Origin of the sequence: Cerasicoccus frondis (genome assembly GCA_031296915.1) — a bacterium.
In the GTDB taxonomy this organism is placed as follows: domain Bacteria; phylum Verrucomicrobiota; class Verrucomicrobiia; order Opitutales; family Cerasicoccaceae; genus Cerasicoccus; species Cerasicoccus frondis.
This window is the reverse complement of record JAVDPC010000009.1, coordinates 94,141-108,544: the sequence shown is the minus strand read 5'-3', so window position 1 is coordinate 108,544 and position 14,404 is coordinate 94,141. Positions and strand designations below refer to the sequence as shown.

The 14,404-nt window shown below is 57.7% G+C and carries 8 protein-coding genes; 7 read left to right on the top strand and 1 reads right to left on the bottom strand.

Annotated features, from left to right (window positions below):
- Positions 1 to 151 precede the first annotated feature (151 nt).
- Positions 152 to 5,368, bottom strand: a complete 5,217-nt coding sequence (locus RBB63_RS09425; RefSeq protein ID WP_309383472.1) for an autotransporter-associated beta strand repeat-containing protein — start codon at positions 5,366 to 5,368, stop codon at positions 152 to 154.
- Positions 5,369 to 5,564: 196 nt separating this feature from the next.
- On the opposite strand from RBB63_RS09425, the gene RBB63_RS09420 reads away from it, so the two are divergent.
- The 7 genes from RBB63_RS09420 (at position 5,565) to RBB63_RS09390 (ending at position 14,152) form a co-directional block, all read left to right on the top strand.
- Positions 5,565 to 6,959: a sigma-54-dependent transcriptional regulator gene (locus RBB63_RS09420; protein ID WP_309383470.1), complete on the top strand. Its 1,395-nt coding sequence runs from the start codon at positions 5,565 to 5,567 to the stop codon at positions 6,957 to 6,959.
- Positions 6,959 to 8,746: an ArnT family glycosyltransferase gene (locus tag RBB63_RS09415; RefSeq protein ID WP_309383468.1), complete on the top strand. Its 1,788-nt coding sequence runs from the start codon at positions 6,959 to 6,961 to the stop codon at positions 8,744 to 8,746. Before RBB63_RS09420 ends, RBB63_RS09415 begins: the two co-directional genes overlap by 1 nt.
- A gap of 39 nt (positions 8,747 to 8,785) precedes the next feature.
- The gene (locus RBB63_RS09410) at positions 8,786 to 9,967 is read left to right on the top strand and encodes a hypothetical protein (protein ID WP_309383466.1); all 1,182 of its coding nucleotides are present in this window, start codon (positions 8,786 to 8,788) and stop codon (positions 9,965 to 9,967) included.
- A gap of 85 nt (positions 9,968 to 10,052) precedes the next feature.
- Positions 10,053 to 12,239 carry a GumC family protein gene (locus RBB63_RS09405; protein WP_309383465.1) on the top strand — a complete coding sequence of 729 codons (2,187 nt, stop codon included), beginning with the start codon at positions 10,053 to 10,055 and terminating at the stop codon, positions 12,237 to 12,239.
- Positions 12,240 to 12,297: 58 nt separating this feature from the next.
- Positions 12,298 to 12,762, top strand: coding sequence for a hypothetical protein (locus tag RBB63_RS09400; RefSeq protein ID WP_309383463.1), 465 nt, complete (start codon positions 12,298 to 12,300; stop codon positions 12,760 to 12,762).
- 3 nt (positions 12,763 to 12,765) lie between these two features.
- Positions 12,766 to 13,716, top strand: coding sequence for an RluA family pseudouridine synthase (locus RBB63_RS09395; protein WP_309383461.1), 951 nt, complete (start codon positions 12,766 to 12,768; stop codon positions 13,714 to 13,716).
- A 232-nt stretch (positions 13,717 to 13,948) separates the two neighbouring features.
- Entirely contained in the window at positions 13,949 to 14,152 is a 204-nt protein-coding gene (locus RBB63_RS09390; RefSeq protein ID WP_309383459.1) for a hypothetical protein, read from the top strand.
- The last annotated feature ends 252 nt before the right edge of the window (positions 14,153 to 14,404 follow it).

Here is a 14,404-nt window from a genome sequence, read left to right as displayed (position 1 = left end):
TGTATGACCTTAGTCACGGCAAATTTATTGCTCACATTAGCACTATTGAATAGGGCCGAATGACCTCATGCCTTCGTTGTGCGATTTAGAGTGCAGGAAAATGGCCTCTGGCTACCTGCAGAGATGCTATTAGGGAAAAGCGTGCCCTGTATCACCCAATCGTGGGTGTGGCCTGCTTACGCCTTCTGCGCCATTCATACAAGCCAATGGCCAACACCAGCGCCCCTCCGGCTGCGTAGGTGCCGGGCTCCGGAACAGGATACGGAACTATTTCGCCGCTGGAAAGGATTTGCGCCTGATAGAAACCGGATAAGCCTCCAGGGTTCCGGAAATAGATACGCTGGATCTGGCTGCTTGTGACCCCGGAGGAACTCGAGCCGATGTAGAGCTGGTCAAGTCCGCCGCCGGAGATGTCCCCGTTCCAGTTGTCGATGACGAGGATGCCGCTGCCAGACCAAGCGTCGGCCGAGCTGTCGGCAAATTGAACGATGCCGCCATCGCCAGAGTCGCTGCCGAAGTCCAGGTTGACCTCGGAATCGTTGTTCAAGGTGAGCGTCCCCAGCACTTCGTCGGCGTCATTGACGTTCCAGGTTGGCGTGGTGCTGCCCACAGCGTTATCGCTGAAGATCATCCCCGTATTGTTCTCGATTTGATTGCTGCTTGAGTTGAGCAACGTGCCGCCGTTGATCTCGATGCTGGCGGCCTGGAGGTTATTCAAGTTACTGCCAATGGTCAGGTCGCCGTCGTTTGACTTGGTGATGACGCCGAGGTTTTCGATGTTGGTGCTGGCAGCGGCGGCGGTGATGTTTGCGCTGTCGCCACTGGCAATGTCGAAGGTGATGTTCGGCGCATTCGCGATGTCCATTCCCGCGGTGAATGTCAGGTCGTCATGTAAGACCAATGTGCCCGCAGTCGCGGCGCTGCCACCGTCGAAGGTGGAGTTTGCGCCGAAAGTCGTGCCGCCTTGGGCGACCGTGATTTGCGACTGATTGTTCAGGTTGAGCTCGCCGTTGAAGTTAACGGAGCCGTTGGTTTCGGTGGTCAAAGTGAGTGTGGTGCTGGCGCCATCGACAGTGAGTGTGTCGTTTTGATTCAAGTTAAACGCGCTGCCGGTGTTGCCAGAGGACAGGTCGACGCTGACCGTGGCGCCATTGGTGATGTTGATTGCGGCATTGTTGTTGGCGGTGTTGAAATCGTCACCGGCAATGAAGTCGACGGTTCCACCGGAAATGTTGATCGTCGAATCGGCGTCGGTGTTGATGTCGCCACTGGTCCCAGCGGTGAATGTGCTGGCGCCGCTGCTTTGGGTGAAGTCGCCGTCAAAGGTTACGCTGCCCCCCGCAGTGACCCCGATATTGCCGCCAGTGTTGGCGAGCGTTGCGCCGTCGCCAATCTCCACATTCCCGCCCGCAGTGGCGTCAAGCACGCCGCCAGAATTCACGGTGACATCGCCATCGCCGAAGACCGACGTGCCCGTGCCTGATCCGCCGATGAGCATGTTGCCGCCGAGGAGGCTGGAGACTTCGCCATCGTTGACGACAAGTTCGTCGAACGAATTATTGCCGGTTAGCGCGAGCTCGCCGTCGCCTTCCTTGGTGAGTGTTTGGTTGCCGCTGACGGAGCCGCTGAGCGTCGTGGTTACACCGCTTTCCACGGTCAGCGTCAGGTCATCGCCCAGTGAACCCGAGCCCGAGAGTGTGAGGTCGCTTCCGTCGTCGTTGCCGAAAGTGAAGTCGTTGTTGATGACGTAGGTTTCCGAAATGTTTCGGTCTGCATCGGTTGCCGCGAGGGCGCCGCCATTAAACGTCAGCAACCCTTCGCCCAGTGCGTCATTGTGCCCGGCCAGGACGCGCCCGGAGTTCTGAGTGTAGCCTTCATCGTAGGAATTGTTGCCGTGGAACTCTACGGTGCCCGTGGAATTGACGATCACGTAGCCGTCGTTGTCGGTGATGTTGCCGTTGAGCACGGTGTGTCCAGAACCCGCGAGCGTCAGCGAAGGCGTTTCATTGTCGCGCAGTCGGATTTCACCGTTGATGGTCAGCGTGCCGGTCGAATTGTTGGTCATGACCGTGGCTTCCTCGATGTCTACGCGCGAGTTGATGGTGGGCGAACTGCCACCGGAAACCGTCAGATAGGCGGTGCCGTTGCTGCTGGCGTTGAAGTTGAGGGTGTTGTCTTTAATGATAAAGGAATCGTCATTATCAATGACCAGCATGTTGATCGTTCGATTACCGCTGAGATCGATTTCCCGGCCGTCGAGGTTGGCGTCTGCCGTGCCGATGTAGGCTTTTGCGGTGTTACTGTCTGGATACCCGCTGGGGCCATCCCAGTTACCGCCCTGGTCCCAGTCATCCTGATTGCTGCCTGCGGAGCTGGTCCATTCGTAGAAGCCGGAGAGGTCTGGCACGATTTCGTATACGCCGCCACCAAGACTGATCAACTCCGCGCCGCCGTAGCCAGTGAAGGTAATGTTGGACAACGTGCCGACGCCGCTGCCAAAACTTCCCAGGCTGCTGTCGAGCACTTGGAGTCGTGTGCCGCCATTGCCGGAAAGGCTGCCTGCCCAGTTGTCGATGGTGAGCGTGCCGCCGTTACGCGTCATGTCGTCAAAAGTCAGGTAACCGCCAGAGGCGCCCATGAAGTCGATGGTGGAATTACTGCTTAGCGTAAAGAAATCCATCGTGTCGGCAAAGCCCGTTGTTGCAAATGTGCCGCCATTGAGCGTTACGTCCATGCTGTCTGCAAAGGCGTTGTTGGCGCCCAGCGTCACTGTGCCCGCGTTGACGTTTAAGTCGCCGGTCATGGTGTTGCTGCCAGAGAAGGTCATGTTGCCCGTGCCGTTTTTCACGACATCCGCTGTGCCGGACATGACGCCGGAAAACGTGGTGCTGGTGTTGTCCCCGCCTAAGGTAAAGGTGGACGAGCCGAGCACGACGTTGCCTGCACCCGCCAGAGAGCCAATCGTTTCGCCGCCGCTTGCCTTGTCGTAGGTCCCGCCCGCGTTGATCGTGATGCGAGACGTGTCGCTGATCTGATTCCAGTTGGAGGAGTCGAGGGTTCCGGATTCGATGGTGATGTCGCCGACGGTGTTAAAGCTGGTGCTCATGCGCACGGTGCCATCTCCGCGAATAGTCAGGTCGTTGCCATTGCCATAGAATCCGTTGCTGATGGTGAGTATGTCGGAGGCGTCTTCGACGCCGATTGACGAGTCGCTCTGCATGTGCACCTGACCGCTCCAGCTTTGGCTGCCGCCTTGTCCCCACAGGGCGGCCATGCCGGAAACACCGTCGCCATACAAGTAGAGGTTTTCACCGGAAACGGTGTAGTTGCCATTGTCGAGGGCGAGCGTGCTGCCGCTTTGCACGGTGGTGCCGGTCGCGGCGGATGTCCACCCGGCTCCGAGTCCGTTGGAGTTGTTGATCTGCAGGACGCCTTCCTCAATCACGGTGGCGCCGTTGTAGGAATTATTTCCGGAAAGGATCACCAGGCCGTCGCCAGTTTTGGTAATTCCCCCCCCGCTGGATGATGGCGAGGAGATCACGCCGGACACCGTCAACTCTCCGCTGCCGTCAGCGTCGAGGGTCAAGTCGTAGCCCGAGGTGCTCATGCTGATGTTGCCCGCGTGGGTAAGTGAGGAACCGTCGGCGACGCCGATTCGGGCATCGTCGGCCAGCGTGGTGGTGGCGTTCCAGGTGTTGCTGCCGGAGCTGCTGAACAATGCGCCGGTTCCCGCAGCGCCATCACCGGCAATGCTGAGCGATTCATTGGCGAAGCTGGTGTCTCCGGCGAGCGCCAGGGTTGCCCCGTCGAGCACGGTGGTGCTGGCGCTGGTGGCGCCCAAGGCGTTGGCGTGGCTGATCGTCAACGTTGAGTTGGCGCCGGAGCTGTCGCCCACGGTCGTTGTCCCTGAGTAATCATTATTGCCGGAAAACTGGGTTTCGCCTGCTCCGGTTACGACGACATCACTGGCGCCGGTGCTGTCGGTAATGACTCCGGATGCGACAATGACGCCTGCGGACTCAAAGCCCAAAGTGTTGCCCTTGCCATCGATGTCTCCCGTTAAGGTGAGTGTCTGGTCCACGAGGTTTTGGACATCCAGATCGTTCTCCGCCTCGATGTCTACATGGACGGTGTGGTCTGCATTGCCGGATGGATTGTTGAGCACATTAAGGTAGCTCTTGCCATTGCCATCGGTATCGAAAACCAGTGCTTGCGAGCCGGTTGGGGTAAGCTCGTAGCTGGATGTGCCCGAGAAGGTCGCGCTGCTAATGGTTTTATCGCCGCCATCCACACTGACAGTTTGGTCATCAACGGTGTCTGGAAAGGCATCAGAAAAAATGACATGACTGTAGGTGGAGGGCACGGTGTCCTGATCCCAGTTCAGTCCGGTGGTCCAGAGTTCGTCGCCATTTTCGTTGTCCCAATAAAAAGAATTCGTGCCGCCTGAGGTGGAAACTTCCAGATTGCGGATTTCGTAAACTTCGACGGAGCCGCCGGTGGCGCCGGAGAAACCGATGCGCAGTTGGTCGGGCCGTGTGCCGCTGATGTTGGTTTGCAGAATTTGCGTTAACGTACCGTCGTAGCCATCCTGCATCCAAAGGGTCAGGTTGTTGCTGGCGTCGAGCTCCATTTCGAAATGGCGGAAATCGTCCGCGTCCTGGTCGGGGCGGGTGGGGGAGTTGATGAAGTCCATGCTGAAGCCCGAGCCGAAAATACTCGTCAGCGATGGGTTTGTGCCGTCGCCCGTGCCTTCCAGGAAATTGTAGCCAGTCGTTCCGCTTCCGGGGCCGCGGACGGCGACTTCGTTGGGAAGGAATCCTGGGCCGTCGACACGACCTTCCGTGGCGTTTGAGTAGTTGCCATAAACGTCCAGGCCGACGCCCACATAACCGCCCGCCAAGCCGTCGATGCCGGTTTTCTGCGCGTAGCCAAGGGAACCACCGAAGGCGCCAGGCTGAAAGTCCTGCCCGGCATCCCAGAGGAAAACGGTTATGCCGTCAGCGGGATTAGTCCCGGGTTTCCAAAAAGTGTAGTCGAAAGAAACGCGAATGGTGTTGCCCGCCGAGGGGATGGCGGTGTCCAGCGCCACGGCGTTTGCTTGGTTGCCCGTGGTCGTGGCCAGACGGAGCCAGCCATTGCCGTTGACGTCGATTTGCGGCGCGCCGTTTTCCGGGTCTGAGCTGACTGGCGCAGCATTGGCGGTTAGCCGCGCTGATGGGGCTGTGCCTGAAGAACCGGTTTGAAATTCCCAGCCTGGCGCTGTTTCGTAACGGAAAGACTCAGTATACACCAGTTGAGCTCCCGCGCTGATTGGTAGAAAGAGCGCAGCTAACGGGGCGTACCCAATTAGTTTTTGAGGGAGACTCATGATTTTTCTCCAGTAGAAGAATAAGGCTTAGGTTATATATCGGACAATACCCTAGGATGTTGAGGTTAAAATTAGGTAAATTGAGCTTTTCTGTAATCTACCCTTGGATTATGCAGGCCTGATTAGGGGTAAAAAGAGTCAATATGTCGCTTTTTTCGCTTTGCGCCGAGGAACGGAAAGTGACATTCTGGATTTCATGTTGCACAGCCTCCTCATCGTAGACGACGAGAAGCATACCCGAGACGGGCTCCAGGCGCTCTTCGAGGACGACTTCGAAGTATCCGTGGCGCGCGACGCCGAAGAAGCCTTCCGCCTGCTGGATGCTGACGAATTTAATGTCGTGCTGACCGACCTCCGAATGGCGGGCCAAAGTGGCCTCAAGGTGATCGATAAAGCCGTGAAAATGGCCTATCAACCCATCGTCATCATGATGACGGCCTACGGTAACGTGGAAACTGCGGTTGAAGCCATGAAACGCGGCGCCTACGACTTCGTCACCAAGCCGTTGAACCTCGAAAAGCTGGAAATCCTCATCAAGCGCGCGCTCAAAAGCCGTAAAGTGGAGCAGGAAAACGTCCAGCTTCACGAGCGATTGGACCGGAAATTCAGCTTCCAGGGCATCATTGGCAATAGCGCGCCGCTTCAGCAGGTTCTCGAAGAAGTGAAGCAGGTGGCGCCGACGAAGGCCACGGTGATGCTTTACGGGGAGACGGGCACGGGTAAGGAGCTCGTCGCCCAAATGATTCACCAGAACAGTCAGCGCAGCCGTGGCGCATTTGTGCCGGTGCACTGCGCCGCGATCCCGGCTAACCTGCTGGAAAGCGAACTCTTTGGGCATGAGAAGGGGGCCTTCACGGGCGCCAATGAACGCCGCATTGGGCGCTTCGAGGCGGCGGATGGCGGCACCTTGTTTTTGGATGAAATTGGCGAAGTCGATGCCCCCACGCAGGTCAAGCTACTGCGGTTTTTGGAAACGCGCACGGTTGAGCGTCTCGGCAGCATGAAGCCAATCAACGTCGACGTGCGGCTGGTTTGCGCAACGAACCGTGACCTCCGCGCGGAGGTGGATGCGGGTAAGTTTCGCGAGGATTTATATTTCCGCCTGAGCGTCGTGCCACTGACCCTGCCGCCGTTGCGACTGCGTTCGGATGACGTCCCGCTGTTGCTGGACCACTTCATCAAGCAGTTTGCGGAAGAAAACAGCCTGCCAGCCCCACGGTTGACTTCGTCTGCCATGAAGGCGTTGCAGGCTTATAAGTGGCCGGGAAACATCCGCGAACTGCGCAATTTCTGCGAAAACATTGTTGTGATGAAGCGTGGCGGCGAGATCACGGAATACGACCTCGACCCGCGTTTTCTGGGCAGCGGTGAGCTGGCGGCGCGGACCACTGATGGCGGGAAGGATTGGCCGCCCAAGGATGACAAGGCGCCCCCCCCACTTTCCAAGGAAGAGAGCGAAAAACGCCTCTTGCGGCGCGCTTTGCAGGAATCTGGCGGCAACCGCACCAAGGCGGCCCAACTCATGGGCATCTCTCGACGAACGCTCCACCGCAAGCTGGCGCGCTGGCCCGAGTTGGACACGCAAAACTAATGCAGCGATTTGTCCACTGGCTGGAAGAAGGGCGGGGCGATACGCTGTTGCGGATCATCACGGCGACGCTGTTCGTTATCCTCTGCTCCTTTTATTTAAGCGGCAAACGCTACTTGGGCCCCAACAACGAGCGCGTGTTGGAAACGGCCGTGCTCGCCCAGAGCATTGCGGACGGCAAGGGCTTCACGACGCCGGTTTGGCACCCCCAGGCAGTCAGGCTGATGGAGGTGCGCAATGGCTGGACCTTTTCGACCGATGCCACCTTGCCCGACCTCTACACGGCGCCGGGTTACCCATTGGTCGTTGGGCTCGCCTTAAAGGCGCTGCCGGACGACTTTCGCGCCTGGCTCGAAGACGAACCCAACCGCACTTACTACCTGGCGGATTTCTTTTTGCTGGCGGTCAGTCTGTTTTTCTTTTGGGCGAACCTTGCGCTGATCGCGGTGCTGACCAAGCAAATTTTTGGCGCTCGGGCCGCGTGGCTGGCGGTGGCGGGTTACCTGGTGTCGGCAGGTGTTTGGGACGGCGTATTTTCCGTCAACTGCGGCATGATGCTGAGTTTTCTCTGCCTTCTGCTCATGTTGGTTGCGCTCGGCTTTGAGCGGAGTTCAGGCCCCAAAGCCTGGCTTTGGCCGGTTTTGGCCGGTTTACTTTGCGGGGCTCTCTTTTTAACTGATTATCCTGCCGGGCTAATCCTTGGCCCCGTCGGTCTCTACTTTGCCATTCGCTTTTGGCTGCGGAGTTCGAAGCCCCATCGTTGGTTGGCGGCGTTGGGTTCGTTGATTCTGGTGGGCTTATGCTTTGCCGCCGTGACAACGCCTTGGCTGATGCATAATCTTGAGTTGACGGGCAATCCGCTTGCTTTGGCGGGGCAGCAAATTGGTTGGAAGGCGGGTGATCCAACGGCAGAGCCCGAAAACTTCCGTCAACAGTTTCATCCGTCGACGGCTCCCATCCAACTGCGCAAGCTGATCAACAAAGGGCTCGACGGCATGGGCTCGGCTTTGCGGGGAGACCTCTGGCAGGGCGGTGGGTTACTCTTTGTGGGCTTTTTCCTGGCCTCGCTGTTTTATCAATTTCAACGCGGCAGCACGAACGCGTTACGCTGGTTGGCGTTGGCGCTCATCGCAGCGGTGACGATTGGCGGGCCGTTTCTGGATTCAGGTGAGTCGCCGATTGTGCCGGGGTATTGGTTGGCGCCGCTGTTTATTATTTTTGGGGCTGGCTTCTTCTTCGTTATGATGGAGAGCGCGCACGGTATTTCGCCGTGGAAGAAACGCATTTGGATTGGGGCAGTGCTGTTGCTGCAGGCCTTGCCGGTTCTGCATTGGGTGTTGCAACCGGGCGTGCGCGGGCATTTCAGCTTCCCCCCCTACGCGCCCACGGTGTTTCGCGCATTGAAGGTGGGGATGGTGGAGAAATTTTATCCAGGCTACGGCGTGATGTCGGATTCGCCTGCGGGCTTGGCTTGGTACGGACAGATCACCACCTGGGGCCAGCCAAACCAGATGCGCGAATTTGCCGCGATCATCGAGCGGCAACCAATGGGCGCCTTAGTCCTGACGCCTAACCGGCTGGACCAGCCATTCTATGCCGAGCTGCTGCGTTCCGATGGCGCTACTCCAACCAAAGACGCGGCCTGGAGTTACGGTTGGGGCGCCTTGTATCACGGACTGGCGGCTGGGCGCACTCCCGCCTTTTTCCCCTTGCAAAAACCCGTCCGGATTTGGGATAATATCTACGTCTGCTTGGACACGAGGGCTTATCCCCCGGGTTCGATCCGCTAACCAATTGATCCTGCGACTACACTTCTGACTACACATATTATGAAGCCACTGCTGCTCGGCTCGCTTACATTGATCGCTGCAACGCCAGCATTATTTGCGGTCTACGCGCCCATTCCATCTCAGGAAAAGGGAGAAGCGTTTTCGGGTTCGCTCGCGACGGGCGTTTATTATGACTCCAACATCTTCGGCTCGCAGAATGGGCGGGTTTCCAGCGTGGTGGGCGAGGTGAAGCCACACCTGGATTATAACCAGTCGATCACGGACCAAACGTTTTTCTCCGCGAACTATGACCTACAGGTTCTCTGGTTCGAAAACCGCCCGGGCGGAGACGATGTGCTGGCCAACAATTACCTGAGCGGGCAGCTCGACCACACCTTCGCTCCCAACATCTTTGCTTCGGTCAGCGACTTTTTCTCCTACACGCAGAATCCAGAGTCGGCCATCATCGCTGGAGCGCCGCTGCAAACGGACCAGTCTTTTCTGTTTAACCGCGTAGACCTGCAGGCGCTCTGGAACATCACCGAAATCTGGTCGCTCGAAGGGAAATTCCGCAACCAGTTCTGGTTTTACGATGACAACAACCTCGCCGATCAGTTGGACCGTATTCAATACGCCGCCGGCTTGGAGCTGGGCTATGTTTTCCTGCCGGAGCTGACTTTGGTCGGGGAATACGACTTCGAATACAACGACTACACTAACGATTCGCCGCCTAAATCCAACTACAGCCACTTTGTGTTGGGTGGCGTAGATTATCAATTGGCGGAACGCTTGGTGCTGGAAGCCCGTCTGGGCGCCGAATTTCGCATCCGCGAAAGCAACCCGAACCGCACGTCGCCTTATGGCGAGTTGACTGCCGTCTATCAATTGACGGAGCGTTCTTACGTCGCTGGCGCGGTGACCTACGGTATTTTTGAAACGACGGACACGAATTCCTTCCTCGATCAGGAGAATCTGGACCTGCAACTGAATTTCGAATACTTCGTGCTGCCGCGCGTCGCGTTGTCCGGCTCTGTGCTCTACCAATACGCGCAGCTCAATGGCCGCACCGGCATTGCGGACGCCAACGAATACACCTACCGCACGGGGGTGGGCGTCACTTACATGATCACGGATAATTGGTCGACGTGGATCAACTACGACTACGACAACGTCGATTCCCAAGTGGTTGGCCGCAGCCAGGTCCGTAATCGCGTGGGCGGCTACGTGCGCTACACCTTCTAATGGCGTCACGCCGTAATCCTGACCGCACGATAGGCATTGCCTGCCTGCGATTCCCTGCTTAGTTTGGGCGACTTATTACGTTTCAATGGCATCGCCGACACCACACGACGACACCAACACGCTCAGCTTTTACCTGCGCGCACTTTACCTGCGCCGGTGGTTGATCTTAACGATCATCGGGCTGACGGTGATCACTGCGATTTTGGTTACCTGGGCCATGCCGCATTGGTATCGCGCGGCGGCGGTGATCAAGGTGGAAAAGCCCGAAGAACAGGTGTCGCTGTTTTCGCGTGAGGGGGGAGGCTATGATCCGTTTTTCTCCCAAGAGCAGGTCAATGTGCTCACGAGTAAGCAGATCCTGTATCAGGTCATCGAGGCCTTGGACCTGCAACAAAAGCTGGGCGATATGTTTGCCGACGGCCAGCGTCTGACCGAAGGGCAGGCCTATACGTTGCTCGCTAACAGCGTGCCGATCACGAAAGGTCCCCCCCTGGCGCGTCGCATGGTGACGGTTAAGTCGCTGGAGCAGGGGACGTCGCTGATCGAGATCAACGCCTGGACGATTGGCGATCCCGAACTGGCGGCGCAAATCGCCAACGCCATCGCCGTGATTTACTCGGAAGACCGCATTGCCTTTGCTTCGGCCAATCAAACCGAAGGCGTCGAGCGCCTGAAGGAGGAACTCGCCAAGCAGGAGAAAATCGTTTCCGCCCATCGGGATCGCGTGGAAGAGCTTCGCCGGGAGCTGAGTATTTCGGGCGTCGATCTGGACATGGATGTCCTGAATCAGGATGTGGAAAACCTGCGCGCCCTGGAGAGCACCTTGATTCAGTTGCGCGTGGAGGCGATTGGGCGCAAGTCGCGCTGGGAAAACTTTAAGGCGATTCCCGCCGAAGACCGTTTGACGCTGGTCAATTCCGAGCTCATTACCGATGGCAATTTGCAGGACTTACTTCAGGCCTTCATGCTGCAGGAGCAGCAGCACGCGCGCCTGGAGGCGCAACTCGGCGACGAGCACCCCGAGCTCAAGGCGTCGACGCGCAGCTTGAAAACCATCCGCGCGCAATTGGACAAACTGCTCGACGGCTACGAGCGTTCGCTCGAGTTAAGCTACCTGGAGGCGCAGGCCCGGCTCGACGAATTGAAGCGACAACTGCAGGAAATGCGTTCGGCGCAGATTGACTCCGAAACCAGCCGTATGCGTCCCTTTGAAGAGGCCGTGGAAAAGCTCCGCGAGGAAGAGCGCATTTACCAGACGATGAAGCTGACGTTGCGTCAGCGGGAAATCGATTTTCAGGCGCCCAAGAAGAGCATCGAAATCCTGAGCCGGGCAGAACCGCCCGCGGGCAGCTCCTGGCCGATCTGGTATTTTAACCTCTTCCTAGCGATTGCGGGGGGCGGCGTGCTGGGCATCTGCATCGCCCTCGTGGTTGAGCTTTGCGACACCAGTTTCCGTGGCGTGGAAGAGATCGAAAGGCTGACGAATTTGCCCGCGCTGGGCATCATTCCCAAAGGGGCCGAGCTCATTGGAGAGGACTCTTTTGAAACGACGGAAGCCGAACCTTACCGGGTCCTACAAACGAACCTGGAGCTGATCAGCAGTGAGAATCAGCCCCGCGTGCTGGCGCTGCAAAGCGCGGGCCCAGGGGAGGGCAAATCCACGACGTTGCGCAATCTGGCGGCGGTCATGGCGCTCAGCGGGCAGAAGGTGCTGATTATAGACACCGACCTGCGCCGCCCGGTCCAGCATCGCAACGCCGGACTTTCCGTTGACCCTGGTTTGGCCAGCGTGCTCGATGGCGAAATCCCGCTGGATGAGGCGATCCGGCCAACGGACATTACCGGGCTGGACTTGCTGGCCAGTGGAGAGACCGGACGTGCGCTGAATCGCCTGACGGTGAAAAAACTCGAAGCCGAGCTGCGTCGTCTGCGTGAGCGTTACGACGTTATTTTCCTCGATTCGCCTCCGGTCCTGGGGCTCAGCGATGCCGGGCTCATTGCGGGCTTGGCTGACGCCGTGTTGCTGGTCGTTCAGCATCGTCGCCATCCGCGCCGCATGATCCTGCGCGCCAAGCAGACCATTGAAACCCACGCCAACGAACTTGCCGGTCTGGTGCTCAACCGCGTGCCGCTGAGCGCCGAAGGCGACTACCAGTATTATCATGCGAATTACGCCTACTACCGTGGGCAGGATAAGGCTCGCTCGCGCGGAAAATCGAAGTCCGAGCTGTCTGACCGAGAGCCGGCGGAAAGCTTTAAAATGAAAGAGTAGCCGTGCGGCGGGTCGATTGCTGTTGATTCGCCGAGGTGGATTGTTTCACTGACCCGATATGAATTTTACCGACGAACAAAAAAAGCAGGTGATTGCTTGGGTATCCGCAGGGGAAGGCCTGGCGGAAATACAACGTCGTCTGGAAAGTGAATTTGGCGCTCAGCTGACCTACATGGAAGTGCGCTTCCTCGTGGATGACCTGGAGCTTGACCTCGTCGACAAGGAGCAGCCCAAGGCGGATCTCAACGACGCCGACAAGCCCGCAGTCGACGGCAATGCCAGCCTGGTCGATGATGGTGCTGGCGGCAGTGTGCAGGTGGAGGTGGATGCGGTTACCCGTCCGGGCGCCATGGTCAGCGGCACAGTTACTTTTTCCGATGGCGAGTCGATGGGCTGGCAAGTCGATCAAATGGGCCGCCTGGGTCTCATCCCTGGTCCAACCGAAGGCTATCGCCCTTCGGAAGACGACATCATGGAGTTCCAGACTTTGTTGGAAGTCGAGTTGCGTAAAAAGGGAATGTAGCCTTTGGACGAGTCCCCTCAGATCGCGGGCGAATCGGTGGAATTCACCGTGCCGCCGGAAGGTGCTGGCGGTCGCGCGGACAAAGTTTTGGCCAGTTCTTTGCCTGACTGGAGTCGGCAGCGCCTTAAAGTCCTGTTTGACGACGGCAAGGTGAGGCTCAACGGCGCCGTCGTTGCGGGCAAAGTCAAAGTGGGGGAGGGGGATGTTCTCTCTCTGTTCCTGCCCGAACCGCCCTCGACGAAGGTCGAGCCAATCGCGATTCCGCTCGAAATTCTCTATGAAGACGAGCACTTGGTTGCAGTCAACAAGCCGGGTGGGCTCGTTACGCATCCCGGTGCCGGAGTGACTCCACCGACGCTCTGTCATGCGCTCTTGGCGCACACCAATGGCCAGTTGGCCAAGGCGGGCGGCGAAGAGCGCCCCGGCGTGGTGCATCGGCTGGACAAGCAGACGACCGGCGTCATTGTTTTTGCGAAAACGGACGAGGCTTATTACCAGTTGGTTCAGGCGTTTTCAGAGCGTCAGACCAAAAAGGAATACCTCGCCATCGTCGCAGGCTCGCCGGGTTTGGAGGCAGGCAGCATCCTGGAGCCTATTGAGCGCGATCCCCACTACCGAACCCGCATGGCGGTTCGCGAAGATGGTCGCCATGCCCATACGGACTGGCAGGTCGTTCAACGATTGGGGGAGCGGCATACTCTGATTCATTGCCGTATCCACACGGGGCGCACGCACCAGATTCGGGTGCATTTAAGCCACATCGGGCTGCCGTTGTTAGGTGATTCGACTTATGGCTACCGCCCACGGCAGGGAGAAGAGCGCGTTGCCGATTTCTATTTGCACGCCAAGCGCCTGGAATTGCCTCATCCGGACTCGGGGCAAAAGTTAATTATCGAGGCAAAAACTCCGCCGGAATTCGAAGCCCAGCTTCAGCGCTTGACTAAAGCCGACTGATGGATTTGCAGCCATGGCGTTACCTAATGTTGTGGGGTATAGGGTCTAATAGTAGTAGGGAAATCGTTTATATTTTCGAAAAAATGATTGATTTGCCCCCATATTTGAGGGTATGGTAAGGTTCTTATTCCGTTACAATACAGTTAAGAATCTAGTCGAGAAAGTTACGTTTAGTCATTTTCTCGAGTAGTTAATACCCGCTTAACTATCCCCCAGTATAATCATTCCCCAAATGTCATACCTACGTCGTCGTAATTCGGTGCACCTCAACATCAATGGCTATCGCATTCGCAAGGATGTGTTCTGGCGTTGGTTAGGGGGCAGCACTGCAATCTTCATGCTCGTCCTTCTTGCAATCGCCTGGACGCTGTACCAGAAGGACGCCGTAGTCCATCAGGCGGCTTCTCAATTGATGGAAAAGTTATTCGGGCGTTAGTTTCTACCCAACCTACCCCCCCTGGAAGGCCGCGGTTCTGATGAACCGCGGCCTTCTGTTTGTTCGAATCGATTCTTGGGTGAGCTCGCGGCAAACCAGCATCCAAGTAGCTCCGCGTCAATTCCTCGCCGAGGAACTGCCAGTTCCTCGGTTAGGAGTTGTCAGTTCCTCGGCGAGGAATCGTTAGATCCTCGGGCAGGCATTGCCGGTTCCTCGGCGAGGCTTCAGTAGTTTGCTTAGCGAGACCGGAAC

Bases quoted from the DNA above. Each gene is read 5' to 3' on its own strand.
- RBB63_RS09425 (WP_309383472.1), bottom strand. From the start codon at position 5,368: ATGAGTCTCCCTCAAAAACTAATTGGGTACGCCCCGTTAGCTGCGCTC.
- RBB63_RS09420 (WP_309383470.1), top strand. From the start codon at position 5,565: ATGTTGCACAGCCTCCTCATCGTAGACGACGAGAAGCATACCCGAGAC.
- RBB63_RS09415 (WP_309383468.1), top strand. From the start codon at position 6,959: ATGCAGCGATTTGTCCACTGGCTGGAAGAAGGGCGGGGCGATACGCTG.
- RBB63_RS09410 (WP_309383466.1), top strand. From the start codon at position 8,786: ATGAAGCCACTGCTGCTCGGCTCGCTTACATTGATCGCTGCAACGCCA.
- RBB63_RS09405 (WP_309383465.1), top strand. From the start codon at position 10,053: ATGGCATCGCCGACACCACACGACGACACCAACACGCTCAGCTTTTAC.
- RBB63_RS09400 (WP_309383463.1), top strand. From the start codon at position 12,298: ATGAATTTTACCGACGAACAAAAAAAGCAGGTGATTGCTTGGGTATCC.
- RBB63_RS09390 (WP_309383459.1), top strand. From the start codon at position 13,949: ATGTCATACCTACGTCGTCGTAATTCGGTGCACCTCAACATCAATGGC.